The following is a 26,316-nucleotide window of genomic DNA, read 5'->3' as shown; positions in this document are numbered from 1 at the left end:
TCTATGCAGTAATCCAAGTCGTAATGCGATTGTTTTTAACTAAATGGAAAGGACGATGCAGACACAACAAACGCCGCACAAGGCCGCTGCAACCAACCTGAAGTCGGAAGGCCCTGCAGATGCACCGCGGTTCCTTCCCGACGACGAGATCGCTCAGTGTGCGACTTTTCGCGATGCCGTTTGGCTTGCCTGGGAGAACCGGGCCGTCAAAGGCATGACGAAAAGAACACTCGCGGAACTGTGCGGCCTGTATGCGCCGCACGTCACGAACTTCGTGAATCCGCAGGCGTTCGATGCGAAGGGCAAGAAGCGGGCGGACCTGCCGGCCGAAAAGGTCGACGAGTTCGAGCGTGTTGTAGGCAACCGGGCCGTCAGTCAGTGGTGGGCTGACCGGGTCGAGTTGACCATATTGGAGAGAATGATCGCCAACAAGAGGTGACATGTCTGACGAGGAAGCACTTGCAAGAGTCCACAAGGCAATCGAAGCAGCGAGAAGCCGAGTGGGAGACGACAAAAACGCCATAAGGGAGGACCTCAGGCAGCAGCGAGCAACCGACCCGACTTTGTTCGAAGCATTCAAACAGATCGGTCAGTTGATGCAGTCCACGCAGCAAGGGCACTAGAACACCGCGCCGGCACGGCCTGCCGGCGCATCGAATGGGATGAGTCGACACACAAGCAGGTTCTTCGGGAGCCTCCTTCTGTTCCGATTTAGTACTCCTCAAAGGAGAAACCCATATGAACACAGAACACTACAGCGGCCGGTCCGGTCGCCGAGTCTCCGACACCCAGTCGGAGTCGTTTCACTCGCTGACGGTCAAGCAGCTCTGTCACACCCAGCAGATGGTGATGGACTGCTTCGATTCGTCGGAAATCCTCCTGACGCGTGAGCAGATCAGCGCGCAAACCAACTTGAAGCTTTCCAGTGTGTGCGGCCGTGCGCGCGCGCTGATCGATGCTGGCCGCCTGCAGGTTCGCGGTTCGGTTCGCGATCTGCACACCGGCAAGCGTCAAGAACTTCTCGGATTGTCCAAGGCTTAATCATGGATGCGACCAACCTCGACTCGAAGCGCGAAGCACACATCAGCGAGCTTTGCCATCGCATGACGGTGTGCGAGGAGCGCGCCGCGCGCGTTTGGATTTGTGACCAGCTGATGCGCGAGATCAAGGCTCTGAGCGACGCGCGTCTTGTCCGTCTCAACGACGCACTGGCCGCTGTTGGAGCCTGACATGCGCGACTACTCGAAGGTTAGCCCGCAATTCTGGATCGGCGAGACCGGGAAGAGGCTACGCAAGGCCGGAGCCGAAGCTCAGGTTGTCGGCCTCTACCTGATGACGTCTCCGCACGCCAACATGCTCGGCCTCTACTACGTGCCGATGCTCTACATCGCGCATGAGACTGGATTAGGCATGGAAGGGGCTTCGAAGGGGCTTCAAAGCTGCATCGAAGCGGGTTTTTGCCAGTACGACGAGGCTTCGGAGATGGTCTGGGTGATGGAGATGGCGTCGTATCAGATCGCATCGTCTCTCGTGGCGACCGACAAGCGCTGCGCAGGCGTTCAGAACGAGTACAACGCACTCCCTGAAAACCCTTATCTGGCGGCCTTCTTCGACAAGTTTCGCTCGGTCTTTCACATGAGCAAATGTCGCCCTGAAGCTGCGGGAAAGCCAAGCCTCATCGAAGCCCCTTCTAAGCCCCTTGCAAGCCAAGAGCAGGAGCAAGAGCAGGAGCAAGAGAAAACCTCACCTGACGGTGAGGTAGCAATCGGCGATGCCGATTCCGCTTCTGGCGACAAGTTGCCGAACTGCCCTCAGCAAAAGCTCATCGACCTGTACGCCCAGCATTTGCCGACTCTGCCTTTCCCCCGGGTGTGGGAAGGCGAGCGCCAGAAGGCGATGCGGACTCGGTGGCGCTGGGCTCTGACGGCGACGAAGCGTGACGGCAGCCGGTACGCGACGGACGAGGAGACGGCTCTGGCGTTCTTCGATCGGTTCTTCCGGTTCGTCAGTGAAAGCGACTTCCTGACCGGTCGGAGCGGAAAGTGGACCAGTTGCGACCTTGGCTGGCTCATGAAGGCCGAGAACTTCGCGAAGGTCATCCAGGGCAACTACGAGAACAAGGAAGCAGCATGAGCGCCAACGACATCCAACGAGCGACACCGCACAGCATCGAGCATGAGCAAAGCGTCATCGGCGCGCTGCTGATCGACAACGACGCGATCGACCGTATCGGTGACCTGCGCACCGAGCATTTCTACCGCGCGGATCATCGGACGATTTTCGCCGAGATCACGAAGCTGATTGCTGGCGGCGTCGGCGCCGATGTGATGACCGTGTTCGAGCGCCTGAACGTCGACGGCCGTGCGGCTGACGTGGGCGGCCTGAAGTACCTGAACGACCTGGCGCAGAGCACGCCCAGCTCGGCCAACGTCGCGCGCTATGCCGAAATCGTCCGTGACCGGGCCCAGAAGCGCGGCCTGCTCACCGTCGCGGCAGAGATTCAGGATTCTGTCGGCGCGACGCCGGAAAGCGCTGGAACGCTGATCGACCGCGCTGCGGCAAAGCTCGAGGCGCTCGGTGAAGCGACGATCAAGCGCGAACCGAAGCTGGCCGCGCAAGGTCTCGCCGAGCACATCAGCGCGCTTGAGCGCCGCTCGACCGGTTCCGATCGCGTCATCAAGACGGGCCTCGACGACATCGATCGACAACTAAACGGCGGCCTGCGCCCGGGCTGGCTGGTGATCCTCGCTGCGCGCCCCGGCATGGGCAAGACGGCTCTGGCACTGAACATCGCCACTCACGTTGCCATCGATCACAGCGCGCTGTTTCTGTCGATGGAAATGCCCGAATCGGAGCTCCACGACCGGAACCTCGCGTCGCTGGGCCGCATCCCGCTCGACACCGTGATGGCGTCGCCCGAAGACGACAACGAATTCTGGAACCGCGTGACGGCCGCAACGATGAAGATCCGCGACCTGAACCTGTACATCGACGATCAGGCAGCGCTTCGGATGCTCGACGTGCGCTCGAAGGCGCGTCTGGTCAAGCGCAAGGCTGGCCTAGACGTGATTGTCGTCGACTACCTGCAACTCATGACGGGCGAGGGCGCGAACCGGAATGCCGAGATCGAAGGTATCTCGCGCGGCCTGAAGGCACTCGCGAAGGAACTGAACGTCGCGATCGTGGCGCTCGCGCAGCTCAACCGGAAGGTCGAGGAACGTAGCAACCGTCTGCCGATGCTCTCCGACCTGCGCGACTCTGGCTCGATCGAGCAGGACGCCGACGCCGTGCTTTTCATCCACCGCGAGGAAGTCTCGAACCCGGAGGCCGGCGAGCAGTGGCAAGGATTTGCGCAGTTGCGTGTCGCCAAATTCCGCCACGGCCGCACTGGTGACGTGCCCCTGACGTATCGCGGCGAGTTCATGAAGTTCGAGAACCATGCCGGCGCCTGGCCGACGGCAACAGTGAACAAGACATCGCGCACGAGAGGTTTCGATTGAGGCGAGCGGCGAAGGTGGATGCGAATCAAGCCGAGGTCGTCTCGGCGCTGCGGAAAGTCGGGGCGAGCGTTACGCCGATTCACATGGTCGGCTCAGGCTGCCCCGATTTGCTGGTCGGGTTCAGGGGCAGGACGGTGGTGATGGAAGTGAAGGACGGGGCGAAGCCGCCCAGCGCGAGGAAGCTGACCGACGACGAGGCGGTCTGGTTCGGGAACTGGAAGGGCGAAGCATACGTAGTCGAGACGCCGGAACAGGCAATTAATTATTTGATGGGGAGGGCCGCGTGATGCCGGCGAACCGAAAGACCAGAAAGCCATACATCGCGAGATCTAAGCGGAAGGACATCACGTCTTTCCTATTCGAGGGCAACGCGCCGCTCGACAACAGCACGCGCACAGCGATTCTGACGGCCGTTCATGCAGCGGCACTGTCAATCTCGCGCGGCGAGAACGTCAAGAGCGCATGGCACACGGTCGTCAATGCTCTGAACATCGCGCAAATCCTCTGCGAAGAGGCGGGCAACGGAAAGGTTGGCCTTGAAGTCGTCTACGCGGCGCAGAACGCGATGATCGACGCCGCGGAGCGGTTTCATGCGACGGGCCGGCTGGTGTTCGGTGCCGGTGGCCTCCCGGCCATGAATAGCGGCATCGACCTGTTTGAGCAGTTGATCGAGACGGTGACGAAGCTTCAATACACGAGGGCCGCTGGGGAATCCGTGCGGCGCAACGAAAGCGGGAAGGTCGTGATGGTCCGAAACAGCGGCGGCACGAAACGATTCGAACTGAGGGCTGCGTGATGGCTGCGGTATGGACGCAAAAAGAGATCGAGACGCTGCGCGTCATGTGGCAATCGTCTGTGCCGATGAAGGATCAGATGCACCTCCTGCCGGGCCGAAGCATGCAGTACGCGTTCCGCAAGGCGAAGCAGTTGGGATTCGGCGCGAAGCACCGCGGCCACTCTGAAATGCTTGGCGTGGTCGCGGATCTGATGGCTGACGGCAAATGCCGGGCCGCCGCCGACGTTTTCAAGGAGATCGACATCGATCTCGGCCACGCGCGTGAGCTGCTCGGCCGACTTGTCAACGAAGGGCGTGCGCACATCACGCTCTGGCGGCAGGCCGGGTGCAACGGGCAGTGGCAGGCGCTCTATGTCATCGGCGCGGGCGTCAGCCAGCCGAAGCCGAAGCGGATGACCCAGAAACAGCGAGCTGAGCGCTTCATGAAGCGCATTGACCCGGTCGAGGGGGAAATCCGAAAGCAGCGGTACGCAGCACGAAAGCGCAAGGCCCCACGTATGCAGGATCCGATCATTCAAGCACTTTTCGCGAGGGCAGCATGAACGACGATTTCGACGCACTCTGGTTTGCGCTGGGTATCAAGCGCAAGGATTGGACGAAGCCGGCGGAGGCGCCGCAGCAATGAGCGCCCGGGAACAGTTCGACCGCTACTACGAGGAGTCCGGCGGCTGCCTCCTCGCCACGGTGAAGGAAAAGCACTGGGAGACGTGGCAGGCCGCGCAGTCGGCTCTGCTCGCGGCAAACGGTCCGGCCGTTGAAATGCGCGTTCTTCCAGATGCCGGCTGCGAATGCCGAAGCTGCCTCGAAGGAAAGACGTTCGAGGTTGGCGGCCGCGACTGGCCGATTCTCGCAACGCGAATGGTCCTCTGCGCAACGTGCGGCAACAAGCGCTGCCCGCACGCGAATGATCACCGCAACGCGTGCACAAATAGCAATGAGCGGGGCCAGCCAGGGAGCGCTTACGCATGAGCGAGGTTCTGTACCGCGAGTTCCGTCTGCACGATCCGGGAGTCGCGCATCATCTTGTCGCGTTCCTCAAAGCCAACGCGGGCGTCTTCGCCGAGAAAGGCGAGCCGCTCCGCGTGATCGTCACCGCTGAGGAGAAGCAGCGAAACGCGCAGCAGAACCGCTTTTACTGGGGCGGCGTCCTGAAGCACATCGCCGAGCAGGCGTGGGTCGATGGCCGCCAGTTCGACAAGGACGCTTGGCACGAATTCTTCGCGCGCAAGTTCGGCGTGCTCGACGAGCTGGTGCTGCCCGACGGCGAGATCATCACGCGCCGCAAGTCGACCACGCAGATGAGCGTCGGTGAGTTCTCGACGTTCCTGAGTGACGTGCAGGCATACGCGAGCGGGGAACTCGGTGTGGAGTTTCAGGCATGAAGCGCTCGGCACCGATGAAGCGCACCTGGTTCAAGCGCAAGGAGCCGAAGCCGTTCGCACTGGCTGATCGGAAGACGACGCTGCGCCGCCGGTCGAAGAAGCCGACAGTCGCGGAGGGCTCGAAGTATCTGGCGGCCTGCCGCGATGAACCGTGCTATCTACGCGTCGAAGGCGTCTGCTGCGGCCGATGGGATACCGTAGTCCCGGCGCACAGTAACCAGTCGAGACATGGCAAGGGCGGCGCATTGAAGGCCGCGCACGCCTTCACGGTGCCAGGGTGCTTCACTTGTCATGCGTGGATCGATCAAGGGCCGGCACCCCGAGAGGAGAAGTTCTCTGCGTGGGATCTCGCATATGAGCGCTGGGAGCCGATCCGCGCCCGCAAGCTTGGCAGGGAGGCCGCTTGAAACGCCGAAATGTCATAGGAAACAATTGTTTGCCTTATGTCCTTCAGGTAAAATGAGTCGTCCTAATGAGTGAGAAGCGCATGCGGCGAGGCGACTACAGAGATCCGGCGATCGTCGTGGAAGAGCGCGAGGCTCGGACCTGCCGAGGATGCAGGCACTTCGTCGAACAGCGGGTCTTCGACGTCAGTTACATGGCGTGCAAGAAGGACCAGTCGAAGCACTGGCGGGATGATTGGCAATCGAAGCGCTGCGCGCGATACGACACGGGGGATGAATGAACTTTGAGACTTTCGGCGAGCGCCTCGACAATTGGGCGCGTGTGGTGCGCCTTCCGAAGTTCCAGTCGGGCGTGTGCGCGCAATGGGCGCGCTGGTATGTCTCGATCCGTGATTCTGAGGCGAAGTACGACGGCGCACCGCTCGGGCTGACGAAGGACGAACTCGATGCATGGCTGGTCGAGCGCGCATGGTCGTCGATGCAGCACCCCGTGCACAAGTTCATCCTCAAGTATCACTACATCTGGAACATGGGCGAGACGCAGGTCATCACCCGGATGCGCAAGGCGCACGGCATCAATCTGCGCGGCCGGCCGTGGAACCTGATCATCGCCGAGGCGGAGGCTTCACTGAAGAAAGTGCTTGTAAACCCCGAAGATTTCGCTAAAATGCTACTCAGATTACCAATTCCGCTTCGGCGTGAGCTTATCGATCCTCGTAGGGAGGAATCGGTGCCTCAAGACAAAGCCGAGTTGGTCACGAATTGAACCTGAGAGAAGCCCGCCACTGAGCGGGCTTTTTGTCGTTCCAAGCTTGCGAGGTGAGCCATGAAGCGATGAGCAGGGCTTTCGCCACTTAAACGCTCGACTGAGCACGGCAAAGATTTCGATCAAGACAACGGCTCTGTGTGAGCCACAGCGTCGCCAACGACTGTTTGTGCGTGGATTCGATTCCACCGCAGTGGGCGCGGACACAGCGGGACCGCTCAAGGCAGCTAACCGGTGAATGCCGGCTCTGTGCCGCGAGCGGGTCTCTTAAAGCGTTTTCAGATTGGCGCCGTCACCCGGCGGTCGGCGCCGGAGAGCACACCCGGGCGACGTCAATCTGAGAGCGCCAATGATCATGACGAAAAGAATCCGCTGCTGGTGGTGCGCACGTGAACTTTCCGATGGAGAGCGCTGCTGCGATCCGCGCGAGAAGCACTTCTGATGGAGCACACCATGCCCGACGCCGCACCCAGCAGCACCGAACCCGTCACGAGCCCCGCAGCAGAAGCGAACGGCATCGTCGACCGGCTCGAATCCTTCATCGGCAACTTCCGTTTCCTGTCGGCAGAAGCCCGCGCGCACCTCGCGAAAGAGTTCGACGAGCTGCGCGGCTTCCTGCCGAAGCACTGAACACGTCCTCGTGTCTCCTCGCTCTCGGATGAGAGTTTGGCGCCCCGGCTAATCCCCGGGGCGTTTCTTTTAGCGTGCGCACCATGGGTCGTAAGTCAAAGCTAACCGATGACCAGTGGGAGCAGATAAAGCGCCGCTTGCTCGAGGGAGAGTCACGACGCGCGATCGCCAAAGAGTTCGGTATCTCCGAATCTTCGATCCGCGAGAAGGTTTCCGCGCAGGTTTCGGAAATCAAAAGCGTTGCGAATCAGATAGTTATTACTGAGCGCGCGCTTTCGGCACTGCCAATATCCGCGCAGATTACCGCGCAAAACCTCGCATCGAAGCTCCGCTCCATCAGCAACCACCTTGCTAGCGCAGCGGACTACGGCGCAGCGACCGCGCACCGGTTGAGCGCGCTTGCGCATTCCGAAGTGGAGAAGATCGACGACGCGAATCCGTTGTCGAGTGCCGAGAGCTTGCGTGGCATTGCCGCGCTGACGTCGCTTGCGAACGAGTCTGGGAAGATCGCGCTGAACCTGCTGAATGCGAACAAGGACAGGCCGCTCGAAGCTGATGAGCCGCCTGCGGTGACCGAGGCAGCGACAGCCCAAGACGCGGCGAAAATCTACCAGCAGATGATGATGGAAAAGTAATGCCGCTGCCGTTCCCGTTCGACTTCCGCGACCCGGACTACAAAGCCGTGTTCGAGTGGCGGATCGATCGGCTGCAGCGCATTCGTGCGAATCCTGGCGCATTGCCAGCGCTCAAGACGTTCTACAAGGACAACCCGGCCCAGTTCATCATCGACTGGGGCATGACGTTCGATCCTCGAAACGTTGAGCGCGGCCTGCCGGCTAGCATCCCCTTTCTGCTTTTCCCGAAGCAGGAGGAGTGGATCCTTTGGTTCATCGATCGCTGGAAGAGCCAAGAGCCGGGCATCACGGAAAAGACCCGCGACATGGGAATGTCGTGGCTGACGATCGCGCTGGCGGATTCGGTCTGCCTGTTCAATCGTGGCGTCGTGGCCGGTTTCGGATCGCGCAAAGAGGAATACGTCGACAAGATCGGCGCGCCGAAGTCCCTGTTCTGGAAGGCTCGGATGTTCCTTCAGATGCTTCCGCCGGAGTTTCGCGGAAGCTGGGACATCAACAAGCATGCACCTCACATGCGCATCATGTTTCCGGACACTGATTCGACGATCACCGGCGAGTCTGGTGATGGAATCGGCCGGGGCGACCGATCGAGCTTCTACATCGTAGACGAGTCGGCGTTCCTCGAGCGGCCGATGCTTGTCGATGCGTCGCTCTCTCAGACGACCAACTGCCGGCAGGACATCTCGACGCCCAATGGGATGGGCAACCCGTTCGCGCAGAAGCGTTTCAGCGGGAAGATGAAGGTGTTCACGTTCCATTGGCGCGACGATCCGCGCAAGGATGACGCCTGGTATCAGAAGCAGGTCAACGAGCTCGATGCGGTGACGGTCGCGCAGGAAATCGACATCAACTACTCGGCTTCTGTCGAGGGCGTCGTGATCCCGTCTGCGTGGGTGCAGGCCGCGATCGACGCGCATGTGAAGCTGGGCATGGAGCCGACTGGCGCGCTGCGCGGCGGCCTTGACGTTGCCGACGAAGGCATCGACAAGAACGCATTCGCGGGCCGGCATGGCGTGCTGCTGCAGCATCTGCAATCGTGGTCAGGGAAGGGCGGCGACATCTATCAGACGGTCGTCAAAACGTTCTCGATCTGTGACCAACACGGCTACGAGGTGTTCGACTACGACGCTGACGGACTCGGCGCGGGTGTGCGCGGCGACTCGCGCGAGATCAACGAGAAGCGGCGCGAGGCCGGTCACCGTATGGTGCGGGTCGAGCCGTTCCGCGGGTCCGGTGCAGTCCACGATCCGGAAGGCGAGATGATCTCGAAGCGGAAGAATAAGGATTTCTTCCTGAACGCCAAGGCGCAGTCGTGGTGGTCGCTTCGCATGCGGTTCCAAGAGACTTATCGCGCGGTGGTCGAACGCATGGCTTACGACCCGGACGCGATCATCTCAATCCGCTCGGACCTGCCTGAGTTGTCGACGCTGATCATGGAGCTATCGCAGCCGACCTACACCATAAATGCCGTCGGCAAGGTGGCGATCGACAAGAAGCCGGACGGCACGAAGTCGCCGAACTTGGCTGACGCGGTGATGATCTGTTATCAGCCCGCGGCTCGCTCGCTCGACATCTGGTCACGCCTCGCTGGATAAATATGCTGACGCCCACCGCGTGGCAAGAAAGGATTTTGCTTACATGACACGCAAACGGGGAAATTCAGTCGCGCGCGCCGCGAAAGCGACGAGCAACAAACGCTGGGTGGCCGGCGACTCGTTCCAGAACTTCGAAGCGCGCGTCGGCGTAGGCACGAACAACCAGACGTCCGGGTCGGGATACGGCTTCGACTTCATCAGCCGCAACCGCATCCAGCTCGAGGCGATGTATCGCTCCTCGTGGGTCGTGGGCGCTGTAACAGACGTCGTTGCCGACGACATGACGCGCGCGGGAATCGAGATCGAGTCGGACCTCGCGCCCGACAAGATGGACAGGATCCACGCCGCGTTCGAACGCATGTCGATCTGGGATCGGATCAACGACACCATCAAGTGGTCGCGCCTATATGGCGGCGCCCTCGCGGTGATGATGATCGACGGGCAGCGGCCGGAAACGCCGCTCAATCTCGACGGCATCGGACCGGATCAGTTCAAGGGCCTTTTCGTGCTCGACCGGTGGCTCGTGCAGCCGTCGCTGAACGATCTGGTGACGGAATACGGCCCGGACATGGGCCAGCCGAAGTTCTACGATGTGGTCGCCGATTCAATGGCGCTACCGCGTCAGCGTATCCATTACAGCCGCGTGCTGCGCCTCGACGGCGTCGAGTTGCCGTACTGGCAGAAGATCAGCGAGAACCTCTGGGGCCAGTCGGTCATTGAACGTCTGTTCGACCGCCTGATCGCGTTCGACAGCACGACGGCCGGCGCCGCGCAGCTCGTCTATAAGGCGCACCTGCGCACGCTGGCGGTCGATGACCTGCGCGGCGTCATCGCAATGGGCGGCCCGGCGATGGAAGCCCTGCTCAAGAACGTTGACATGATCCGGCGCTTTCAGTCGAACGAGGGCATCACCATCATCGACGCGAAGGACAAGTTCGAGACGCACCAGTATTCGTTTTCGGGTCTCGACAACGTGCTGCTGCAGTTCGGACAGCAATTGTCCGGCGCGACAGGCATTCCGCTGGTTCGCCTGTTCGGCCAGTCGCCTGCCGGCCTGAACTCGACCGGCGACTCGGACATCCGTCTTTACTACGACAGCACGAAGCAGCAGCAGGAGCGCAAGCTGCGCAACCCGCTGACGCGCTTGCTTCAGGTCGTCTGCCGGTCTGAGATCGGCGAGGCGCCGCCGGAAGGATTCCAGTTCGGGTTCAATCCGCTCTGGCAGATGTCCGATACGGACAAGGCGAACATCGCCAAGACCATCAGCGACGCGGTAACGCAGGTCGAAGGCGCTGGTCTCATAAGCCAGCAGACGGCGCTGAAGGAGTTGCGGCAGTCGAGCCACATCACTGGCGTGTTCAGCAACATCAGCGACAAAGACATCAACGACGCCGACGACGAACTGCCGGATCTCTCCGAGCTTGCAAATGATCCGAACGCGGGACAAGAAGCGGGACCGAAACAAGAATCCGGTCCGGGCGCGCAAAGCTGAGATTCAGTACGCCACCCAGTTGCGCAAGGTCGCGCATCAGGTGGGCGTGCTGATCAACGGCTTTCCGCCCGGCGATCCGGCTGTCGTTCCGACGATGACCGATGTCCTGCGCCGATACGCCGAGGCGCTCACGCCGTGGGCTGAGGCGACCGCGACGCGCATGCTTGCCGACGTCAACCGACGGGACGAGCAAGCATGGATGGAACAGGCTCGCGAGCTATCGCGCGGGCTGGCTGTCGAGATCCGCACCGCGCCGACGGGCGAACTGATGCGCGCGCTGCTCGCCGACCAGGTGACGCTCATTAAGAGCCTGCCGCTCGACGCCGCGCAGCGTGTGCACGATCTGACGCTTGCCGGCATCGAGAACAGCACGCGCGCGAAAGAGATCGAGAAGGAAATCGCTCGCTCCGGTCAGGTGTCGGCGAACCGCGCCAAGCTCATCGCACGCACGGAGGTTGCTCGGACAGCGTCAGTGCTCACGCAGGCGCGCGCCGAGCATATTGGCTCGGACGGTTATATATGGCGCACCTCAAACGACTCCGACGTGCGGCACTCGCACAAGGAGATGAACGGCAAGTATGTGCGATGGGACACGCCCCCGAGGCTATCGGATGGCACGGTCACGCACGCCGGCCAGATCTATAACTGCCGCTGCTATCCAGAACCAGTGATTCCCGACCGACATGCGCTTTTACACCATCCAGAAGCTCGGCCCGAAGCGATCGCTGACGCCCGAGGGCTTCCTGCTGTGTCAGGAGGTTCCGGTCGCGCGAACGGGCGAGATGCTCTACGGCGCCGGCGAGGTGCCAGTCGAGCCCGCTCACGACGGCCTCATTCGCATCAGCCGCACGCCGGAGGAAGTGTTCCGCGTGGAGACGCTCGCGAGTTGCGAGGGCAAGCCGGTAACGCTCGATCACCCGCAGGACTTCGTCGGCCCGGCCAACTTCGGCCAGTTGTCGCGCGGCACGATGTTCAATGTGCGCCGCGGCACCGGTATCGAGGATGACCTGATCATCGCCGACCTGCTGGTGACCGAAGCCGAAGCCATCAAGGCGGTGCAGGACGACGGCATCGAAGAAGTCTCGCTCGGCTATGAAGCCGACTACGAACAGGTATCACCCGGCCGCGGGGTTCAGCGGAACATCGTTGTCAACCACGTAGCCCTCGTTGAGCGCGGCCGCTGCGGCCCGCGTTGCGCGATCGGAGATAAGGAACCTGAGATGAAGAAGAAGCCCAGCTTTCTCGACAAGCTTCGCGCTCTGATGAAAGACGCCGAAGCAGAGATGGAAACGGAAAAGAAGACCGACGACGAAGAGTCGGAAGAGGTCGAAGAGAAGAAGGAACAGACCGGCGATTCCGCGCTGATCAAGACGCTCATGAAGCGCATGGAAGCGCAGGATGCGCTCCTCGCCTCGCTCGCGACGCTCGTCAAGGCGACCGCGAAGGACGCGGACGGCGACGACGAAGAAGAGGAAGAGAAAGCCGAAACCGGCGACGACATCCTCGAGGCTGAGCAGGCCGGAAAGCTGAATCAGGCTGAAGTCGACCTCTACACCGGCGACTCGGCGAAGACGATCCTGTCGCGCGCGGAAATCCTGTCGCCTGGCATCAAGCTGCCGACGATGGACGCCAAGGCCAGCACGGCGGACCGTGCAGCATCGCTGTGCAAGTGCCAACGCAAGGCGCTCGACCTCGCGTACCAGACGGACGCCGGTAAGGCCGCCATCGCCCCGTTCATCGGCGGCATGACGGCCGACTTCGAAGCCATGCCGGTCGCGATGGTGAACACCGCGTTCATGGGCGCCTCGGAGCTGATGAAGGCGCTGAACAACGGCCGCGCGCACGCATCCGCCGCGCCGACCAAGGATTTCGGGAAGCGCTCGACCGTCGCCGACATCAACCAACGCAACCGCGAATACTGGGCCGATCGGTCCGCCAAGTAAGGAGAAGCCTCATGGGCAACGCAATTCTGTTTCGCATGCCTTCGGGCATTCCGGGTGACATCAGCCGCCAATCGCAGGCGACCGTCGAACCCGGCGTTTTCGACTCCGCCTTTCCGTTCGCCTCGTACGGTATCCCCGTCAAGAAGGTCAGCGGCAAGATCCGTCCGGTAGCGTCCGGCGACGCTGCGTCGGTCATCATCGGCCTGCTCGTGCGCCCGTACCCGACGGTCTCGTCGCAAGACCCGGTCGGCACGTCGACGCCGCCGCAGACGACCGCCGTGGGTGACGTGCTGCGCCGCGGTTACATGACCGTCAAGAACAACGCGGGCGCGCCGGCAGATGGCGGCACCGTGTACGTGCGCGTTGCCGCTGCTGCGGCAGGCAAGCCGATCGGCGGCATCGAAGCGGCATCTGACAGCACCAACACGGTCGTCATGGCCGGCGCGGTGTTCAAGAACGCAGGCGATGCCAACGGCAACGTCGAGATCGAATTCAACATCTGAGGGGCAATCAGCTCATGACCAAGAAAATCGCAATCGTCGGCGCTGGTGTTCGCGCTCCGGCGATCATCCGCTCGCGCACGCGCGACAGCCTGCTGACGTTCGACTCGCAGACGGTCGACAGCACCGGCGCATTCCTGATCGGCGAGCTCGAACGCCTCGATCAGCGCCTCCACATGCCGCTGTCGTCGGTCACCTGGTCGCGCGACATCGATCTGCGTGAAGACGTGTCGATCGCCGACGAAACGTCGTCGTTCACGAACTCGACCTTCGCGGCAGCCGGCGGCGCATCGCCGAACGGCAAGTCGTGGGTCGGCAAGGATGCATCGGCAATCGCCGGCATCGCGCTGGACATCGGCAAGACGCCGAACCCGTTGACCCTCTGGGCGATGCAGATCGGCTGGACGATTCCGGAACTGGAATCGGCTCAGAAGCTCGGCCGCCCGGTGGATCAGCAAAAGTTCGCCGGCATGAACCTGAAGCACAACATGGACGTCGATGAGCAGGTCTACATCGGCGACACCGTGCTGGGCGTGACGGGTCTGGTGAACAACGCCAACGTGACGAACGTCTCGAACGCTGTCACCGGCGGCTGGGGCACGGCAACGCCGGCGCAGATGCTCGCGGACGTGAACGAACTGCTCAACAGCGTGTGGGCGGCTTCGGCGTACGCAATCTGCCCGGATCGCCTGTTGATCGACCCGCTGAGCTACTCGCGCCTCGTCGCGACGCTCGTCAGCTCGGCCGGCAACATCAGCGTCCTCGAGTTCCTGAAGATGAACTCGCTGTCGAACGCGATCAACGGACGCCCGCTCGAGATCCTGCCGTCGAAGTGGCTGACCAGCCGCGGCACGAGCAGCACGAACCGCATGGTCGCGTACACGAAGGACGCAGAGCGCGTGCGCTTCCCGCTCGTGCCGCTGCAACGCACGCCGCTGGAATACCGCGACATCCGCCAACTGACGACCTATTTCGGCCGTCTGGGCGTCGTCGAAGTGGTGTATCCGGAGACGCTCGGCTATCGTGACGGTATCTAACGATGCCGAAAATCATCGTTGAGAAGCCGTTCGTTCTCACCGATGCCGCCGGCCAGCGAGAGTTCGCGGCCGGCGAGCATGAGGTTGACGACGCGATCGCCAAACACTGGTACGTCCAGGAGCACGCGCAAGTCGTGAAGCCCGAGACGAAGACCGCCAAGACCAAAGGCTAAGCCGTGGATTCAACTCAATTCCGAACGGATTTCCCCGAGTTCGCCGACACGACGCAGTACCCCGACGCGATGGTAAATCTCTGGCTGACCGTCGGCACTTCGCTCGTGAACGCGTGCCGCTGGGGCGATCTGACGAACATCGGGATCGAGTTGGTCACGGCTCACCATCTCGCGATGGCCGCGCGCGATGAGCAGGCGGCCACGGCTGGCGGAATCCCGGGGCAAGTCACCGGCCCGACGAACTCGAAGTCGGTCGACAAGGTCAGCGTCGGGTATGACTCCGGCGCTGTCAGTCTGACCGATGCCGGGTTCTGGAACATGACCAGCTACGGCATCCGCTTCCTCGGGCTAGCCCGTCTGATGGGTGCTGGCGGCATGCAGCTATGAGCGTCAAGATCACGCGCGACAAGCTGCAGGAAGTGCTCCGCAGCATGAACGCGCTGGTCAAGAAGGATGTGCTGGTCGGCATCCCTGACAGCGCACCGGAGCGCAGAGACACGCCGGTCACGAACGCGCAGATCGGCTACATCCTCGACCGCGGCTCGCCCGCGAAGAACATCCCGGCGCGGCCGTGGCTCGTCCCGGGTGTTGAAGAGGTGCAGAGCGAATGCGCCGAGCGTCTGAAGAAAGGCGCGACAGCCGCGCTCAGCGGCAATCAGCAGGGCGTCGACTCGGCGCTTACTGCTGCCGGCCTGACTGCCGAGATGGGCGTCAAGGCCAAGATCAACAGCAACATCCAGCCGAAGCTCGCCGACTCAACGTTAGCAGCGCGGCGCGCGCGCGGCGTGACCCGCGAGAACACGCTGGTCGACACCGGCTCGCTTCGCAACTCCGTCACGCACGTCATTCGTGAGAAGAAATAATGCCGCTGCTCGACGTAACCGATGTCCTGAATGACCCGATGTTTCAGGACACCAGCCTGACGTGCACGCGCCAGGCGCAGACGATCGACGCGAACGGCATGGCGAGCAACGCGCAGGCGGTCACGCGGTTCGCAGGCGTCGTCACAAACGACACCGGCGACCAGCTGATGCGCCGGGCGGACGGCTCGCGCATCGAAGGATCAATCACGATCCATACGCGGTTCGGTCTGATTGACGGGAAGATCGGCTTCGACGCCGACCTCGTCACATGGCAGGGCCGGCAATACACCGTCGTGAACGTGCGGGACTGGTCGACGTACGGCCGCGGCTTCGTGGCCGCGCAGTGCGAACTGATCCCGCTCTCGGGAGGCTGACATGGCGAACGACTCAAGCACTGGCGGATACCTTCAGCCAGTCGTCGCATCGCCGCCGATCGAAGATGCCGCGCTCGACGCGATCTTCCAGCAGATGATCGTCGGCCTGACGGGGATTCCCGGCGCGATGGTGCGGCCGCGCTGGCAGCCGGTCACGCCGAAGATGCCCGAGCCGAACCAGAACTGGTGCGCTATCGGCGTCACCGAGATCGAGCAGGATGCCCGGCCAGCGTTCGTGCATGTGCCCGACACCGATGGCACGGACAAGCTTTACCGGCACGAGATCCTGACGTTGCTCGCCAGCTTCTATGGGCCGTCGGCCATGCAGTACGCCGCGCAGGCGCGCGACGGCATCTACGTGGAGCAGAACCACGGAATGCTCACCCTGAATTCGATGGGGCTGGTCGACGTCGGCAAGATGACCGCGGCGCCCGAACTGATCAATCAGCAGTGGCTTCGCCGGTTCGATCTTTCATTCCGCGTTCGCCGACAGGTCGTGCGCACGTACAGCGTGCTGAACGTGCTGTCGTCTGACTCGACGTTGAACACCGACACCGTAACGACCGAGATTCACGTCTCGCAGTAACACCTCATTCACAAAGCATCGAGGCCCGCCGCGCGCGGGCCTTTTCTATTTGGGACGCACACATGTCGAACACACTGCCGATTAGCCGGTTGGTCAACGCGACGATCACGCTCACGCAGAAAGCCGCGCAATCGCAAAACACCTCGACGCTGCTGATTCTCGGAACCTCGGCGGTCATCGACCTCGTGTCGCGCTTCCGGACATACGGCGACATCACCTCCGTCGGTACCGATTTCGGCACCTCGTCGGAGGAATACAAGGCTGCTGTTCTCTGGTTTCAGCAGGCGCCGCAGCCGGCATCGGTCACGATCGGCCGATGGGCGAAGACGGCCGCCGCAGGCCAGCTTCTCGGCGGCACGCTGTCGGCCGCGCAACAAGCGCTGTCGAACTTCACCGCAGTCACGGCTGGCGGCATGAAGATCACGATCGACGGCACGCTCAAGACGCTCGCCTCGATCAACTTGAGCAGCGTGACCAATCTGAATGGCGTCGCGTCGGCTGTTACGACGGCTCTCGCCAGCGCCGGCACGTGCGTCTGGAATGCGGCGTTCCAGCGCTTCGAGATCACGAGCGCGACGACCGGCGCGACCTCGGCGGTTAGCTTCGCACAGGCGCCAGTTTCTGGGACGGACATCTCGGGCCTTATGGGCCTGACGTCAACGTTCTCCGGCGCATATGTCTCCGGCGGAGCAGCGGCTGAAACCGCCCTCGCTGCCGCGACGCTTTTCGATGCAAACTTCGGCCAGCAATGGTATGCGCTGACTATCCCGTCGGCTGTCGATGCCGATCACGTCGCGGTCGCCGGTTACATCGAAGCTACGGCCACGAAGCACTTCTACGGTGTGTCAACGCAGGAGGCCGGAGTGTTGGTAGCAAGCGACACGACGAATGTCGCGTATCAGCTCAAGGCGCTGGGGTACAAGAAAACAGCGGTGCAGTATTCGAGCTCGAACGCCTACGCGGTCGTGTCGCTGCTGGCGCGCATCTTGACGACGGATTACACAGGCAACAATACCGTCATCACGCTGAAGTTCAAGGACGAGCCTGGTATTGCCGCCGAGAACCTCAACACGACGCAGGCGAACGCGCTGGAAGCGTTCAACTGCAACGTGTTCGTCGAGTATGAGAACGACACCGCGATCATCGAGCAAGGTGTCTGCTCGTCGGGCGACTTCATCGACTCGGTGATGGGCGCAGACAACCTCGCGATCGACATCCAGAACGCGGTCTTCAACCTGCTCTATACGAGCACCACGAAGATTCCGCAGACGGACGCGGGCAATCACCTTATCGCCACAAAGATCGAGCAAGTCTGCGCTCAGTACGTGAGCAACGGTTTCCTCGCCGCGGGCGTGTGGAACTCGGGCGGATTCGGAACGTTGAGCCAGGGCGACTACATGCCGAAGGGTTTCTACGTTTATGCGCCGCCGATCGCGAACCAGAGCCAGGCCAATCGCGCCGCGCGCAAGTCCGTCGCGTTCCAAGTGGCAGCGAAGGAAGCCGGCGCGATCCACTCGGTGGACATCGCCATCACCGTGAACCAATAAAGGGGCGCACATGAGCGTTTATTCGTTTCAAAACTTCAACGCGTCGCTGATCGGCCCCGGCGGGGCGATCTCGCTGGGCGCGGGCACTGGCATCGACGAAGGCGGCTTCTCGGTCGAATTCACTGAGGACGCCGACAACATGAAGATCGGCGCCGACGGCACGCCGATGCACAGCCTGAACCCGAGCAAGGCGGGCAAGCTGACCATCCGCGTGCAGAAGACGTCGCCGGTAAACGCTCTGCTCTCGGCGATGTACAACTTCCAGCGCACGAGCTCGGCAAACTGGGCGCAGAACATTTTCACCGCGACCGACACCGTGCGCGGCGACGTCTATACGTGCCAGCTTGTGGCGTTCACGAAGTTCCCGAAGAACGATTACGCCAAGGAAGCCGGCGCGCTCGAATGGGAATTCAACGCCGGCATCATCGACCCGGCACTGGCCGCAGGCATCTGACCATGAGCGAACTTGTCGAAATCAGCGGCCAGCAGTACCGGATCGGCCGCCTCGATGCGAAGCGCCAGTTCCACGTCGCGCGGCGGCTGGCTCCGCTGCTGGCGGGGCTCGGTGGTGCACTCAAGGGTGAGGCGAAAGGCTTCGCCGAGATGGTCAGCCCGATCGCCGAAGCGCTGGCGAAGATGTCCGACGAGGACACGGACTACGTGCTCGACACGTGTCTGCTCGTCGTTCAGCGACAGTCCGGCCAGGGCTGGCAGAGCGTCATGGTGAAGAACGGCGGCCTGCTGTTTCAGGACATCGACCTGCCGGCGATGCTCCAGCTGACGGTCGCAGTCATTCAGCAGAACCTCGGCAGTTTTTTTCCCGCCGGGCCGTCGCCAGCTTCGACCGCGGCGGCCTGAGCGGCGTCGAGTTAGCTTCGCTTCCTGATGGCGAGGATTGGCTGCTGCTGCCGGTGATGGAGGGGCTGCTGAAGTACGAGTCTCTCATCGACGGCACGGTTGATCTGTGCGACGTCGCTCTGCTGAATGACGCGCTGTCGGTCAAGCGCGAGAACGAAGCGCGCGTCCAAGACCACATGGAAAAGAGCAAGCGATGAACGAAGAAGTCATCAAGGAGTTTTTGGTCTCGATCGGCTACAAGACCGACGAGACCAGCCTGAAGCGGTTCACGGCATCGCTCGCGAGCGTCACGAAGACGGTGATGAAGCTCGGCGCCGCGGTGGCAGCGACTGCCGTCGCTGTGGTCGCGGGCGTGAAAGTCATCTCCGGAGAGATGGAGCGCCTGTATTACGCCTCGCAGCGCACAGGCGAGACCGTCGGCAACATCATGGCGCTGCGCTATGCGGCCGGGCAGATCGGTCTCACCGCGGACCAGGCGCAGGCGTCGCTTGAGGGCTTCACGCGCGCGCTGCGGCTGAACCCTGGCATGAACGGTTTGCTCTCGCAGCTCGGCGTGACAGGCAAGGGCCCGGTCGAGCAGTTCGAAAGCTTCATCGGCAAGATGAAGCAGATGCAGCCGTACATCGCGGCGCAATACGCAAGCCTGTTCGGGATCGATCCCGACACGCTGCTGATGCTCGAAAACGGCCTGCCGAAGATCCAGGCGGCGCAGGAGAAGTATCGTCAGAAGCTGAGCGCGTTCGGGATCAATCCCGAGCAGGCGGCGGACGCCGGACGCGCGTTCGACAACTCGATCCGAGATCTGACGGGCGACATTCACCTGTTCTGGGTTCTGCTGCAGGAGCACCTCGCACCGGTGCTCGCCAAGATTGCGACGGAGTTTGAGCGGTGGGAGTCGGGACACGCCGATGAAGTCGCGCGCAAGATCGCGTCGGCACTAGAGGCCGTGGCGAAGTGGGTCTCAGAGATCAACTGGTCCGAGGTCGGCAAGGACGTCGACATCTTCCTCGACAAGGCCGGAAAGGTGGCTGAGGTGATCGGCAACATCGTCGGCGGTGTGGCGAAGCTTGCGCGGTGGTTCGGAGGTGATGGCTCTGAAGAGCAGCCGGCACAGCCTGCCGCAACACCGGACAACGGCGATCAACCGCCCGGCACCATCATCGAAGTCCCTGCGCCGGCATTGCAAAAGTCTTCAACGAGCGGCGCGCGGGCTGGCGACAGTCCGTTCATCGGGTGGCTGCGCAACAAGGTGCAATCGCTGCACGATCGGTTCGACGGAACTCCGTCATCGACCGGTGCTGCTGCTGTTTCTGGCTCGCGCGGCCAGCAAGGAGCGCCCAGCGCAGGGCCATCTTCGGGCCCGGCACAAGCTCAGACGCCGCGCGGCATTCGGAACAACAATCCGGGCAATATCCGTTACGGCGAGTTTGCAAAGAGCGCAGGCGCTACTGGCGCGGACAGTGGGGGCTTTGCGGTTTTCTCTGACATGCAAGCAGGCATGGAGGCGACCGCTAAGCTGCTGCACAGTTATGCCGATCGAGGTTTCAACACGATTCGCAAGATTATCTCGCGCTGGGCACCCGCTAATGAGAACGACACGCAGGCGTATATCGCCAACGTTGCGAAGCAGCTCGGCGTGTCTGCCGATCTCGAACTGAACGGCGAGCAACTTAGGGGCGTGGCGGGATCGATCTTTCAGCACGAGAACGGCTCTGTCTACGGGAAGCTCGGCGCCGGCGGGGCTTCTGCCGCGTCGAAGTCGGTAACGATCAGCCAGAAGACTGACGTGCACGTACATGGCTCGCCTGATCCGGGCGGCACCGGGCGCGCGGTCGCCGGTGAGCAGGCGCGCGTGAATGCTGATCTCGTGCGCAACATGACAGGGGCTTACGTGTGAGCGTTCTTGGCTACATCGAATCGGGCGCACAGCTCGGGCTTCAGCTTCTGACCATTAAGCCAAAGCGCGGCTTCTTGGACCCCACAGACGGTACCTTCACGGTGCCTGATGCGACGCTCGAGGAAGTCCATAACGACGAGCTCGAAGTGACTGAGCATCCGGTCGAGCAGGGAACGGTTATCGCGGACCATGCATTCGTGCGGCCTGCGGAGGTCATCATCACCGCAGCTTGGTCTAACAGCCCAAACCAGACGAGCATCCTCGGCGCATTGGGCGGATTTGCAGCTGCGCAGAGCGGCGCGGCTCGGGCGCTTGTAGGCGCTGTTGAGTTGGCGAGCGGCGTGATGAACATGCTCGGAAGCGGCTGGACGCCTTCTAAGAAGGCGTACATGAAGCTTGTCGACATGTATCACAACCGATACCTCTTCACTATCTACACTGGGAAGAGGCAGTATCGGAACATGATCATCAAGTCGCTCTCGGCGACGACCAATGCCGAGACCGAAAACTCCGTCATCGTCAGGATCGCGTGCCGTCAGATTTTGATGGTGCAGACCCAGACGGTGACGGTGCCTGATTCGAGCGTCATGTCGAACCCAGCGAGTACCGCATCTCCTGAAGACGCTGGAACGACTTCGCCGGTTCCAGCACCGAACATCAATGTGACAGCCATTCCATGAACGCATACGAGATCCCGCTGTCGGCCAAGCCGCAGCTGTTCAGCATCGCGCTCGGCGGCGTCACCTACAAGATGACGCTCCGCTGGAACGTGCCGGCCGCCGCGTGGATGCTCGATATTGCGGATGCGACGGGCAAGCCGATGGCCGGAAGCATCCCGCTTGTGACTGGCGTTGATCTGCTCGGGCAATACGCATATCTCGGCTTCACCGGGAAACTGGTGGTGCAAACCGACCATGACCCCGATGCGGTTCCGACGTTCGATAACATCGGGGCGACAGGGCATCTTTACTTCGTGACCTCATGAGCGATCAATTCGGACGGAAGGCGACACTGATCGTTTCGGCCGGATCGAAGGGGCTCGATCTTTCGCAGCTCCGCTTCAAGTTCGAGGTGCGACAGGCAGACACGCAGGCGCCGAACACGCTCTATGTGCGCGTCTACAATCTCGCGCCCGCGACGGTCAAGGCGATTCAGGGCGAGTTCACGACGATCACTCTGCAGGCGGGTTACGAGAGCGGTAATTTCGGCATCATCTTCCAAGGCACGATCAAGCAGTTCGTGCGCGGGAAGGAGCGCAACGTCGATTCGTTTCTCGACATCTGGGCGGCGGACGGCGACGAGTTCTATAACTTCGGCATGGTCAACCAGACGTTGGCCGCCGGCAGCACGCCGAAGCAGATTCTTGACTCGATCACGAAGCAGAACGCCGACGCTGGGAAACTGCCCTACGCGACAGACGTCAACGGCCTCGTGGGCGGGGTGCCGGCGCAAGCGCTCGCGCGCGGCAAGGTGTTGTTCGGGATGTCGCGCGACTACGCGCGGGACTGGGCGGCGAAGAACGGATTCCGGTGGAGCATTCAGAACGGCCAGGCGGTGGTCGTTCCGGTCACCGGCTACCGGCCTGGCGAGGCTGTCGTGCTGTCGTCGACGACCGGCCTAATCGGCGTGCCCGAGGCGACGTCTGACGGCGTGCGAGCGCGCATCCTTCTGAATCCGCTCGTGCGGATCGGATGTCTGGTGCAGATCGCGCAGGCCGACATAAACACGCTGACGATCAAGCAGCAGGGGCTCTCTTATACAGGGTTGTCCGCTGCAGCGCAGACGACGGCCGCCGGCTTCTATCGTGTGCTCGTCTCAGAGTTCATCGGGGACACGCGCGGGCAGGAGTGGTATTGCGATCTGATCTGCTTGGCGGTCGATACATCCGCGCCCGCTAGCAGTTCAGTCCAGGCGGCCGGCTAGCGCGCGATCATCTGCGGCAGTGTGACGCCGGTGAACTTTCGGCCATCCGGAAGCATGCCCGTTACCACTGGCACTAAATTGCCCTTTGCGACGGAAAGCTTCGTTCCGGCGGGGACCATGACGCAGCCATAGTCTGACAGCCGCGGCTCGGCGCCGTGGTCATAGCCATTGGTCAGCGCCGCCTGCCGCCTTAGTTCCTGAGGTAGCGATGCGCGCGCGTGACGCGCCGAATTGACCTGTCCATACATGAACTCTGCGAGGTCGTACGAGCCGCACACGATCGCGCCATCGACGAGATCTATGCCGCGCGCGGTCGGAACTCGAGCCGTCGGCGCAGGCTGCTCCGCGACCGTGGCCGGTGCGATGGTGATCTCGGGGTTGTCCGTCTGAGCGGCTGCCGCCGTGATCGGAAGGGCCAAAAGCAGTGTAGTTATTTTCATTCTCAGGTTCCTATGCTCCAAACCGAACGCTCAGCCAGCATCGAAGACGCGCTGCGCGCCGCGCTCGGCGGCCACGAGGCCGAAATCTGGACCGCACTCCCGGCGATCATCCAGAGTTTCGACGCTAACGCATTGACCTGCACTGCGCAACCCGCCATTCAGGCACAGGTGCGCGCGCAGGATGGTAGCACTTCGTGGGTCGCGCTTCCGTTGCTTGTCGACGTTCCAGTGTGCTTTCCGCGCGGTGGCGGATGCACGCTGACATTTCCAGTCGCGGCCGGCGACGAGGCGCTCATCGTGTTCTCGTCGCGCTGCATCGATGCATGGTGGCAGTCGGGCGGCGTTCAGGTGCAGGCCGAGCTTCGCATGCACGATCTGTCGGACGGCTTCGCGATTCTCGGACCGTTCTCGCAGGCGACGAAGGTCAGCGGCGTGAGCACGAGTGCGGTGCAGCTTCGCAGCAACGACGGCAGCGCATACATCGAACTGAACCCGTCCTCAAAGGCGGTCAAAGTCGTGGCGCCAGGCGGCTTCGAAGTCGATGCGCCGACGATCACTCTGAACGGCCAACTGGCGCAGGGCACCGGCTCGACGAAATACCCCGCGACGCTGCAAGGTCCGATCACGGTCGTCAACGACGTCACCGCGGCCGGCAAGAGCGTCAGCACACACACGCACCATGAAAACGGTGCAGGCAGCAACACGAACCAGCCGAACTGATCATGCGCTATCGCACTCTCGACGAAAACGGCGACTACTCCTTCGGGCAGGGCTCGACGAACTTCCTCGTGGACTCGCCCGACGCAGTCGCGCAGCTCGTGCTGACGCGGCTCAAGCTCTCGACCGGTGAATGGTTCCTCGACATGACAGAGGGCACGCCATACGCGACTGAGATCCTCGGCAGCGGCACCGCATCGACGCGCGACCTAGCGGTTCAGGAACGCATCCTCGAAACGCAGGGCGTGACCGGCATCACCGACTATGCGAGCGTGGTCGATCCTTCGACGCGGGCCTTCACGGTCGCGGTGACCATCGACACGATCTACGGCCAAACGACAATCACGGCGGCTCTCTGATGGCGACTTACCCTCTCGCAACGCTCGGTCCGACGATCACCAGCGCGGGGATTTCGATTCCCTCGTTCAATGACATCTACCAGAGCCTGATCGCGACCTTCCAGAGCATCTACGGCTCGGATGTCGTCGTGACCGCTGACAGCCAGGACGGCCAGTGGATCGCGAACATCGCGACGGCCATCAACGACTGCAACAACGCCGCGGTCGCATGCTACAACGCGTTCTCGCCGGCCACCTCTCAGGGCGCGAATCTCTCGAGCGTCGTGAAAATCAATGGCATTGGGCGATCTGTCTCATCGCAGTCGACCGTCGACGTCACGATCGTAGGACAAGCTGGCGCGACTATCACGAACGGCATCGTCACCGATGGGAAGCAGAACCAGTGGGCGTTGCCTGCATCGGTCGTAATTCCGCCCGGTGGATCCGTCACTGTCACAGCCAAATGTCAGACGCAAGGTGCTGTAGCGCTCGCGAATGGGACATCGCTTCAGATCTCGACACCGACCTTGGGATGGCAAACAGCCACGGCGGCTGATGACGCGACGCCGGGCGCTCCGGTCGAAACGGATGCCAAGCTTCGCTCGCGCCAGGCGACATCGGTTGCGATTCCATCGTTGACGGTCCTAGCAGGAATCATCGGCGCCGTCGCAGGCGTGTCGGGCGTGACGCGCTACGCGGCGTACGAGAACGACACGAACTCGACGGACTCGAACACGCTTCCGCCGCACACGATTTCGCTTGTAGTAGAGGGCGGCGACTCGACTGCGATCGCGAATGCGATCGCTGCGAAGAAGACTCCGGGCGGCGGCACGTACGGCACGACGACTGTCACGGTGACGGACGTCTACGGCATCCCGCATCCGATCAACTTCTATCGCCCGACGACGCAAGCGATCACAGTCGCGGTCTCGTTGAAGGCGCTCGCTGGGTATTCATCTGTCATCGGTGCCGCGGTTCAGCAGGCGATCTCGGACTACGTAAATTCTGTCGCGATCGGTGGCGGCGCTGCTGGCGCGGTCGAATGGGATTCATGCATCGCGGCGGCGAAGGGAGTCGCGGGTGGCAACACATTCAAAATCACGGCATTGACCTTGGCTGGACCGGGTGGCGCTGGAACGCCGGACGTACCGCTCGCGTTCAACCAGTCGGCCACCTGCGCTCCGGCGAGCGTCACTCTCACGGTTACCTGATATGGCGCAAGTCAGCGATTACACGGGCCTAATCACCAGCGAGCACGCTAACAAGCCTAAATTCACAGCGATGGTCGGCGGCGTCGCGCAGGCGTTCGTCGACATCCAGAATCAACTCGACGCGACGCCGCCAGCGTTCGATCTCGACTCCGCAGTGGGCGTGCAGCTCGACGTGGTCGGTCTTTGGGTCGGTGTCACGCGCAACGTCGACACCCCGCTCACGGGTGTCTATTTTTCGTTGGACGTCGATGGACTAGGGTTTGACCAAGGTGTTTGGCAAGGCCCATTCGATCCGAACACTGGGGTGGTGTCGCTCGACGACGATACGTACCGTCTGCTCATCAGGGCAAAGATCGGCGCCAACAGTTGGGACGGAACACAGGGATCGTCCGCGGCAATTCTTAACAGCATTTTCCCAACCGGTACGGATGTCTTCATCCAAGACAACGGGGACATGTCGATCACTTACGGTGTGGCGGGCGATGTACCTCTTCCGATATTCATCGCTCTGCTGAAAGGCGGATACATTCCGCTAAAGCCAGAGGCGGTCCACATCAACGGCTACCTCGTGACATCGATCTCTGGAGGCTCGCTGTTCGGCTTCGACGTGGAAAACGACTTGATTTCAGGATTCGACGTTGGAGCGTGGGGCTTGCCGGCCTGATACGCAAACATTTCGAAACGAGCCACCCAGCCGGGTGGCATTTTT

38 protein-coding genes and 1 pseudogene are annotated in these 26,316 nt (G+C 62.0%); 38 read left to right on the top strand and 1 reads right to left on the bottom strand.

Annotated elements, in window-relative coordinates; genetic code table 11:
- The first annotated feature begins 55 nt into the window (after positions 1–55).
- The 34 genes and pseudogenes from AWB66_RS07525 to AWB66_RS07365 all read left to right on the top strand — a co-directional run bounded on the left by AWB66_RS07525 (position 56) and on the right by AWB66_RS07365 (position 22,901).
- Positions 56–439 (top strand): hypothetical protein, encoded by a 384-nt coding sequence (locus AWB66_RS07525; RefSeq protein ID WP_087629650.1) that lies wholly within the window; start codon positions 56–58, stop codon positions 437–439.
- 299 nt (positions 440–738) lie between these two features.
- The gene (locus tag AWB66_RS07515; protein ID WP_087629648.1) at positions 739–1,041 is read left to right on the top strand and encodes a hypothetical protein; all 303 of its coding nucleotides are present in this window, start codon (positions 739–741) and stop codon (positions 1,039–1,041) included.
- A gap of 2 nt (positions 1,042–1,043) precedes the next feature.
- On the top strand, positions 1,044–1,229 hold the full coding sequence (locus AWB66_RS07510) for a hypothetical protein (protein ID WP_087629647.1): 186 nt from the start codon (positions 1,044–1,046) through the stop codon (positions 1,227–1,229).
- Between the two features lies 1 nt (position 1,230).
- Positions 1,231–2,133 (top strand): hypothetical protein, encoded by a 903-nt coding sequence (locus AWB66_RS07505; protein WP_087629646.1) that lies wholly within the window; start codon positions 1,231–1,233, stop codon positions 2,131–2,133.
- Positions 2,043–3,500, top strand: coding sequence for a replicative DNA helicase (gene dnaB / locus AWB66_RS07500; protein WP_235021027.1), 1,458 nt, complete (start codon positions 2,043–2,045; stop codon positions 3,498–3,500). The genes AWB66_RS07505 and dnaB overlap by 91 nt, the downstream gene beginning before the upstream one ends.
- Positions 3,501–3,514: 14 nt before the next feature.
- Positions 3,515–3,787, top strand: coding sequence for a hypothetical protein (locus AWB66_RS07495; RefSeq protein ID WP_200818942.1), 273 nt, complete (start codon positions 3,515–3,517; stop codon positions 3,785–3,787).
- The gene (locus AWB66_RS07490) at positions 3,784–4,296 is read left to right on the top strand and encodes a hypothetical protein (protein ID WP_125469676.1); all 513 of its coding nucleotides are present in this window, start codon (positions 3,784–3,786) and stop codon (positions 4,294–4,296) included. The genes AWB66_RS07495 and AWB66_RS07490 overlap by 4 nt, the downstream gene beginning before the upstream one ends.
- Positions 4,296–4,838, top strand: a complete 543-nt coding sequence (locus tag AWB66_RS07485; protein ID WP_087629642.1) for a hypothetical protein — start codon at positions 4,296–4,298, stop codon at positions 4,836–4,838. The genes AWB66_RS07490 and AWB66_RS07485 overlap by 1 nt, the downstream gene beginning before the upstream one ends.
- A gap of 79 nt (positions 4,839–4,917) precedes the next feature.
- Positions 4,918–5,265, top strand: a complete 348-nt coding sequence (locus AWB66_RS07480; RefSeq protein WP_087629641.1) for a hypothetical protein — start codon at positions 4,918–4,920, stop codon at positions 5,263–5,265.
- Positions 5,262–5,678, top strand: coding sequence for a recombination protein NinB (locus AWB66_RS07475; protein ID WP_087629640.1), 417 nt, complete (start codon positions 5,262–5,264; stop codon positions 5,676–5,678). The genes AWB66_RS07480 and AWB66_RS07475 overlap by 4 nt, the downstream gene beginning before the upstream one ends.
- Positions 5,675–6,085 carry a hypothetical protein gene (locus AWB66_RS07470; protein WP_200818941.1) on the top strand — a complete coding sequence of 137 codons (411 nt, stop codon included), beginning with the start codon at positions 5,675–5,677 and terminating at the stop codon, positions 6,083–6,085. Before AWB66_RS07475 ends, AWB66_RS07470 begins: the two co-directional genes overlap by 4 nt.
- A gap of 65 nt (positions 6,086–6,150) precedes the next feature.
- Entirely contained in the window at positions 6,151–6,363 is a 213-nt protein-coding gene (locus AWB66_RS07465; RefSeq protein ID WP_087629639.1) for a hypothetical protein, read from the top strand.
- A complete protein-coding gene (locus tag AWB66_RS07460; RefSeq protein WP_087629638.1) occupies positions 6,360–6,848 on the top strand; it encodes a hypothetical protein in 489 nt (162 codons plus the stop codon). Before AWB66_RS07465 ends, AWB66_RS07460 begins: the two co-directional genes overlap by 4 nt.
- Positions 6,849–7,301: 453 nt before the next feature.
- Positions 7,302–7,478, top strand: a complete 177-nt coding sequence (locus tag AWB66_RS33480) for an ATP:cob(I)alamin adenosyltransferase (protein WP_143328349.1) — start codon at positions 7,302–7,304, stop codon at positions 7,476–7,478.
- 83 nt (positions 7,479–7,561) lie between these two features.
- On the top strand, positions 7,562–8,113 hold the full coding sequence (locus AWB66_RS07450) for a helix-turn-helix domain-containing protein (RefSeq protein WP_087629636.1): 552 nt from the start codon (positions 7,562–7,564) through the stop codon (positions 8,111–8,113).
- Positions 8,113–9,708, top strand: coding sequence for a TerL protein (locus tag AWB66_RS07445; protein ID WP_087629635.1), 1,596 nt, complete (start codon positions 8,113–8,115; stop codon positions 9,706–9,708). Before AWB66_RS07450 ends, AWB66_RS07445 begins: the two co-directional genes overlap by 1 nt.
- Before the next feature lie 43 nt (positions 9,709–9,751).
- Complete coding sequence (locus AWB66_RS07440) at positions 9,752–11,200, top strand: DUF1073 domain-containing protein (protein WP_087629634.1); 1,449 nt, start codon at positions 9,752–9,754, stop codon at positions 11,198–11,200.
- Positions 11,136–11,855: pseudogene (locus tag AWB66_RS07435) on the top strand (phage head morphogenesis protein); the annotation flags it as partial. The gene AWB66_RS07440 and the pseudogene AWB66_RS07435, both read left to right, overlap by 65 nt.
- A gap of 28 nt (positions 11,856–11,883) precedes the next feature.
- Positions 11,884–13,143: a DUF2213 domain-containing protein gene (locus AWB66_RS07430; protein ID WP_087629633.1), complete on the top strand. Its 1,260-nt coding sequence runs from the start codon at positions 11,884–11,886 to the stop codon at positions 13,141–13,143.
- 11 nt (positions 13,144–13,154) lie between these two features.
- Entirely contained in the window at positions 13,155–13,646 is a 492-nt protein-coding gene (locus AWB66_RS07425; protein ID WP_087629632.1) for a structural cement protein Gp24, read from the top strand.
- A gap of 14 nt (positions 13,647–13,660) precedes the next feature.
- Complete coding sequence (locus tag AWB66_RS07420) at positions 13,661–14,680, top strand: DUF2184 domain-containing protein (RefSeq protein WP_087629631.1); 1,020 nt, start codon at positions 13,661–13,663, stop codon at positions 14,678–14,680.
- Between the two features lie 2 nt (positions 14,681–14,682).
- The gene (locus tag AWB66_RS33610; protein ID WP_159462885.1) at positions 14,683–14,853 is read left to right on the top strand and encodes an STY1053 family phage-associated protein; all 171 of its coding nucleotides are present in this window, start codon (positions 14,683–14,685) and stop codon (positions 14,851–14,853) included.
- A 3-nt stretch (positions 14,854–14,856) separates the two neighbouring features.
- Positions 14,857–15,240 (top strand): DUF4054 domain-containing protein, encoded by a 384-nt coding sequence (locus AWB66_RS07415; RefSeq protein WP_087629630.1) that lies wholly within the window; start codon positions 14,857–14,859, stop codon positions 15,238–15,240.
- Positions 15,237–15,716, top strand: a complete 480-nt coding sequence (locus AWB66_RS07410) for a hypothetical protein (protein WP_087629629.1) — start codon at positions 15,237–15,239, stop codon at positions 15,714–15,716. Before AWB66_RS07415 ends, AWB66_RS07410 begins: the two co-directional genes overlap by 4 nt.
- Positions 15,716–16,090, top strand: coding sequence for a hypothetical protein (locus AWB66_RS07405; protein ID WP_087629628.1), 375 nt, complete (start codon positions 15,716–15,718; stop codon positions 16,088–16,090). Before AWB66_RS07410 ends, AWB66_RS07405 begins: the two co-directional genes overlap by 1 nt.
- A 1-nt stretch (position 16,091) precedes the next feature.
- Positions 16,092–16,676 (top strand): phage neck terminator protein, encoded by a 585-nt coding sequence (locus tag AWB66_RS07400; protein ID WP_087629627.1) that lies wholly within the window; start codon positions 16,092–16,094, stop codon positions 16,674–16,676.
- A 62-nt stretch (positions 16,677–16,738) separates the two neighbouring features.
- Positions 16,739–18,223, top strand: coding sequence for a DUF3383 domain-containing protein (locus AWB66_RS07395; RefSeq protein ID WP_087629626.1), 1,485 nt, complete (start codon positions 16,739–16,741; stop codon positions 18,221–18,223).
- Positions 18,224–18,233: 10 nt separating this feature from the next.
- Complete coding sequence (locus AWB66_RS07390) at positions 18,234–18,677, top strand: tail tube family protein (protein WP_087629625.1); 444 nt, start codon at positions 18,234–18,236, stop codon at positions 18,675–18,677.
- A 2-nt stretch (positions 18,678–18,679) separates the two neighbouring features.
- Positions 18,680–19,081 carry a phage tail assembly chaperone gene (locus AWB66_RS07385; protein ID WP_087629624.1) on the top strand — a complete coding sequence of 134 codons (402 nt, stop codon included), beginning with the start codon at positions 18,680–18,682 and terminating at the stop codon, positions 19,079–19,081.
- A 56-nt stretch (positions 19,082–19,137) separates the two neighbouring features.
- Entirely contained in the window at positions 19,138–19,278 is a 141-nt protein-coding gene (locus AWB66_RS33990; protein ID WP_200818940.1) for a DUF6889 family protein, read from the top strand.
- Entirely contained in the window at positions 19,275–20,978 is a 1,704-nt protein-coding gene (locus tag AWB66_RS07380; RefSeq protein WP_087629623.1) for a hypothetical protein, read from the top strand. The genes AWB66_RS33990 and AWB66_RS07380 overlap by 4 nt, the downstream gene beginning before the upstream one ends.
- Positions 20,975–21,658: a phage baseplate protein gene (locus AWB66_RS07375; protein WP_087629622.1), complete on the top strand. Its 684-nt coding sequence runs from the start codon at positions 20,975–20,977 to the stop codon at positions 21,656–21,658. Before AWB66_RS07380 ends, AWB66_RS07375 begins: the two co-directional genes overlap by 4 nt.
- Positions 21,655–21,963, top strand: a complete 309-nt coding sequence (locus tag AWB66_RS07370) for a phage baseplate plug family protein (protein ID WP_087629621.1) — start codon at positions 21,655–21,657, stop codon at positions 21,961–21,963. The genes AWB66_RS07375 and AWB66_RS07370 overlap by 4 nt, the downstream gene beginning before the upstream one ends.
- Positions 21,960–22,901, top strand: a complete 942-nt coding sequence (locus AWB66_RS07365) for a phage protein (protein WP_087629620.1) — start codon at positions 21,960–21,962, stop codon at positions 22,899–22,901. Before AWB66_RS07370 ends, AWB66_RS07365 begins: the two co-directional genes overlap by 4 nt.
- On the opposite strand, the gene AWB66_RS07360 is transcribed toward AWB66_RS07365, so the two are convergent.
- Positions 22,898–23,320 carry a hypothetical protein gene (locus AWB66_RS07360; protein WP_125469675.1) on the bottom strand — a complete coding sequence of 141 codons (423 nt, stop codon included), beginning with the start codon at positions 23,318–23,320 and terminating at the stop codon, positions 22,898–22,900. The genes AWB66_RS07365 and AWB66_RS07360 overlap by 4 nt on opposite strands.
- 33 nt (positions 23,321–23,353) lie before the next feature.
- On the opposite strand from AWB66_RS07360, the gene AWB66_RS07355 reads away from it, so the two are divergent.
- Genes AWB66_RS07355 through AWB66_RS07340 form a run of 4 tightly spaced genes read left to right on the top strand, consistent with a single transcriptional unit; the run spans position 23,354 to position 26,271 of the window.
- A complete protein-coding gene (locus AWB66_RS07355; RefSeq protein ID WP_087629618.1) occupies positions 23,354–24,061 on the top strand; it encodes a Gp138 family membrane-puncturing spike protein in 708 nt (235 codons plus the stop codon).
- A 2-nt stretch (positions 24,062–24,063) separates the two neighbouring features.
- Positions 24,064–24,417 (top strand): contractile injection system sheath initiator, encoded by a 354-nt coding sequence (locus tag AWB66_RS07350; RefSeq protein ID WP_087629617.1) that lies wholly within the window; start codon positions 24,064–24,066, stop codon positions 24,415–24,417.
- Positions 24,417–25,607: a baseplate J/gp47 family protein gene (locus tag AWB66_RS07345; RefSeq protein ID WP_087629616.1), complete on the top strand. Its 1,191-nt coding sequence runs from the start codon at positions 24,417–24,419 to the stop codon at positions 25,605–25,607. The genes AWB66_RS07350 and AWB66_RS07345 overlap by 1 nt, the downstream gene beginning before the upstream one ends.
- 1 nt (position 25,608) lies before the next feature.
- On the top strand, positions 25,609–26,271 hold the full coding sequence (locus AWB66_RS07340) for a DUF2612 domain-containing protein (protein ID WP_087629615.1): 663 nt from the start codon (positions 25,609–25,611) through the stop codon (positions 26,269–26,271).
- Positions 26,272–26,316: the final 45 nt, after the last annotated feature.

This window comes from Caballeronia telluris, assembly GCF_001544495.1.
In the GTDB taxonomy this organism is placed as follows: Bacteria; Pseudomonadota; Gammaproteobacteria; order Burkholderiales; family Burkholderiaceae; genus Caballeronia; species Caballeronia telluris.
Note: the sequence above shows the minus strand (reverse complement) of the source record. Positions and strands in the feature narration are given on the sequence as shown.

Bases quoted from the DNA above. Each gene is read 5' to 3' on its own strand.
- AWB66_RS07525 (WP_087629650.1), top strand. From the start codon at position 56: ATGCAGACACAACAAACGCCGCACAAGGCCGCTGCAACCAACCTGAAG.
- AWB66_RS07515 (WP_087629648.1), top strand. From the start codon at position 739: ATGAACACAGAACACTACAGCGGCCGGTCCGGTCGCCGAGTCTCCGAC.
- AWB66_RS07510 (WP_087629647.1), top strand. From the start codon at position 1,044: ATGGATGCGACCAACCTCGACTCGAAGCGCGAAGCACACATCAGCGAG.
- AWB66_RS07505 (WP_087629646.1), top strand. From the start codon at position 1,231: ATGCGCGACTACTCGAAGGTTAGCCCGCAATTCTGGATCGGCGAGACC.
- AWB66_RS07485 (WP_087629642.1), top strand. From the start codon at position 4,296: ATGGCTGCGGTATGGACGCAAAAAGAGATCGAGACGCTGCGCGTCATG.
- AWB66_RS07480 (WP_087629641.1), top strand. From the start codon at position 4,918: ATGAGCGCCCGGGAACAGTTCGACCGCTACTACGAGGAGTCCGGCGGC.
- AWB66_RS07475 (WP_087629640.1), top strand. From the start codon at position 5,262: ATGAGCGAGGTTCTGTACCGCGAGTTCCGTCTGCACGATCCGGGAGTC.
- AWB66_RS07470 (WP_200818941.1), top strand. From the start codon at position 5,675: ATGAAGCGCTCGGCACCGATGAAGCGCACCTGGTTCAAGCGCAAGGAG.
- AWB66_RS07465 (WP_087629639.1), top strand. From the start codon at position 6,151: ATGAGTGAGAAGCGCATGCGGCGAGGCGACTACAGAGATCCGGCGATC.
- AWB66_RS07460 (WP_087629638.1), top strand. From the start codon at position 6,360: ATGAACTTTGAGACTTTCGGCGAGCGCCTCGACAATTGGGCGCGTGTG.
- AWB66_RS33480 (WP_143328349.1), top strand. From the start codon at position 7,302: ATGCCCGACGCCGCACCCAGCAGCACCGAACCCGTCACGAGCCCCGCA.
- AWB66_RS07450 (WP_087629636.1), top strand. From the start codon at position 7,562: ATGGGTCGTAAGTCAAAGCTAACCGATGACCAGTGGGAGCAGATAAAG.
- AWB66_RS07445 (WP_087629635.1), top strand. From the start codon at position 8,113: ATGCCGCTGCCGTTCCCGTTCGACTTCCGCGACCCGGACTACAAAGCC.
- AWB66_RS07440 (WP_087629634.1), top strand. From the start codon at position 9,752: ATGACACGCAAACGGGGAAATTCAGTCGCGCGCGCCGCGAAAGCGACG.
- AWB66_RS07430 (WP_087629633.1), top strand. From the start codon at position 11,884: ATGCGCTTTTACACCATCCAGAAGCTCGGCCCGAAGCGATCGCTGACG.
- AWB66_RS07425 (WP_087629632.1), top strand. From the start codon at position 13,155: ATGGGCAACGCAATTCTGTTTCGCATGCCTTCGGGCATTCCGGGTGAC.
- AWB66_RS07420 (WP_087629631.1), top strand. From the start codon at position 13,661: ATGACCAAGAAAATCGCAATCGTCGGCGCTGGTGTTCGCGCTCCGGCG.
- AWB66_RS33610 (WP_159462885.1), top strand. From the start codon at position 14,683: ATGCCGAAAATCATCGTTGAGAAGCCGTTCGTTCTCACCGATGCCGCC.
- AWB66_RS07410 (WP_087629629.1), top strand. From the start codon at position 15,237: ATGAGCGTCAAGATCACGCGCGACAAGCTGCAGGAAGTGCTCCGCAGC.
- AWB66_RS07405 (WP_087629628.1), top strand. From the start codon at position 15,716: ATGCCGCTGCTCGACGTAACCGATGTCCTGAATGACCCGATGTTTCAG.
- AWB66_RS07400 (WP_087629627.1), top strand. From the start codon at position 16,092: ATGGCGAACGACTCAAGCACTGGCGGATACCTTCAGCCAGTCGTCGCA.
- AWB66_RS07395 (WP_087629626.1), top strand. From the start codon at position 16,739: ATGTCGAACACACTGCCGATTAGCCGGTTGGTCAACGCGACGATCACG.
- AWB66_RS07390 (WP_087629625.1), top strand. From the start codon at position 18,234: ATGAGCGTTTATTCGTTTCAAAACTTCAACGCGTCGCTGATCGGCCCC.
- AWB66_RS07385 (WP_087629624.1), top strand. From the start codon at position 18,680: ATGAGCGAACTTGTCGAAATCAGCGGCCAGCAGTACCGGATCGGCCGC.
- AWB66_RS33990 (WP_200818940.1), top strand. From the start codon at position 19,138: ATGGAGGGGCTGCTGAAGTACGAGTCTCTCATCGACGGCACGGTTGAT.
- AWB66_RS07380 (WP_087629623.1), top strand. From the start codon at position 19,275: ATGAACGAAGAAGTCATCAAGGAGTTTTTGGTCTCGATCGGCTACAAG.
- AWB66_RS07370 (WP_087629621.1), top strand. From the start codon at position 21,655: ATGAACGCATACGAGATCCCGCTGTCGGCCAAGCCGCAGCTGTTCAGC.
- AWB66_RS07365 (WP_087629620.1), top strand. From the start codon at position 21,960: ATGAGCGATCAATTCGGACGGAAGGCGACACTGATCGTTTCGGCCGGA.
- AWB66_RS07355 (WP_087629618.1), top strand. From the start codon at position 23,354: ATGCTCCAAACCGAACGCTCAGCCAGCATCGAAGACGCGCTGCGCGCC.
- AWB66_RS07350 (WP_087629617.1), top strand. From the start codon at position 24,064: ATGCGCTATCGCACTCTCGACGAAAACGGCGACTACTCCTTCGGGCAG.
- AWB66_RS07345 (WP_087629616.1), top strand. From the start codon at position 24,417: ATGGCGACTTACCCTCTCGCAACGCTCGGTCCGACGATCACCAGCGCG.
- AWB66_RS07340 (WP_087629615.1), top strand. From the start codon at position 25,609: ATGGCGCAAGTCAGCGATTACACGGGCCTAATCACCAGCGAGCACGCT.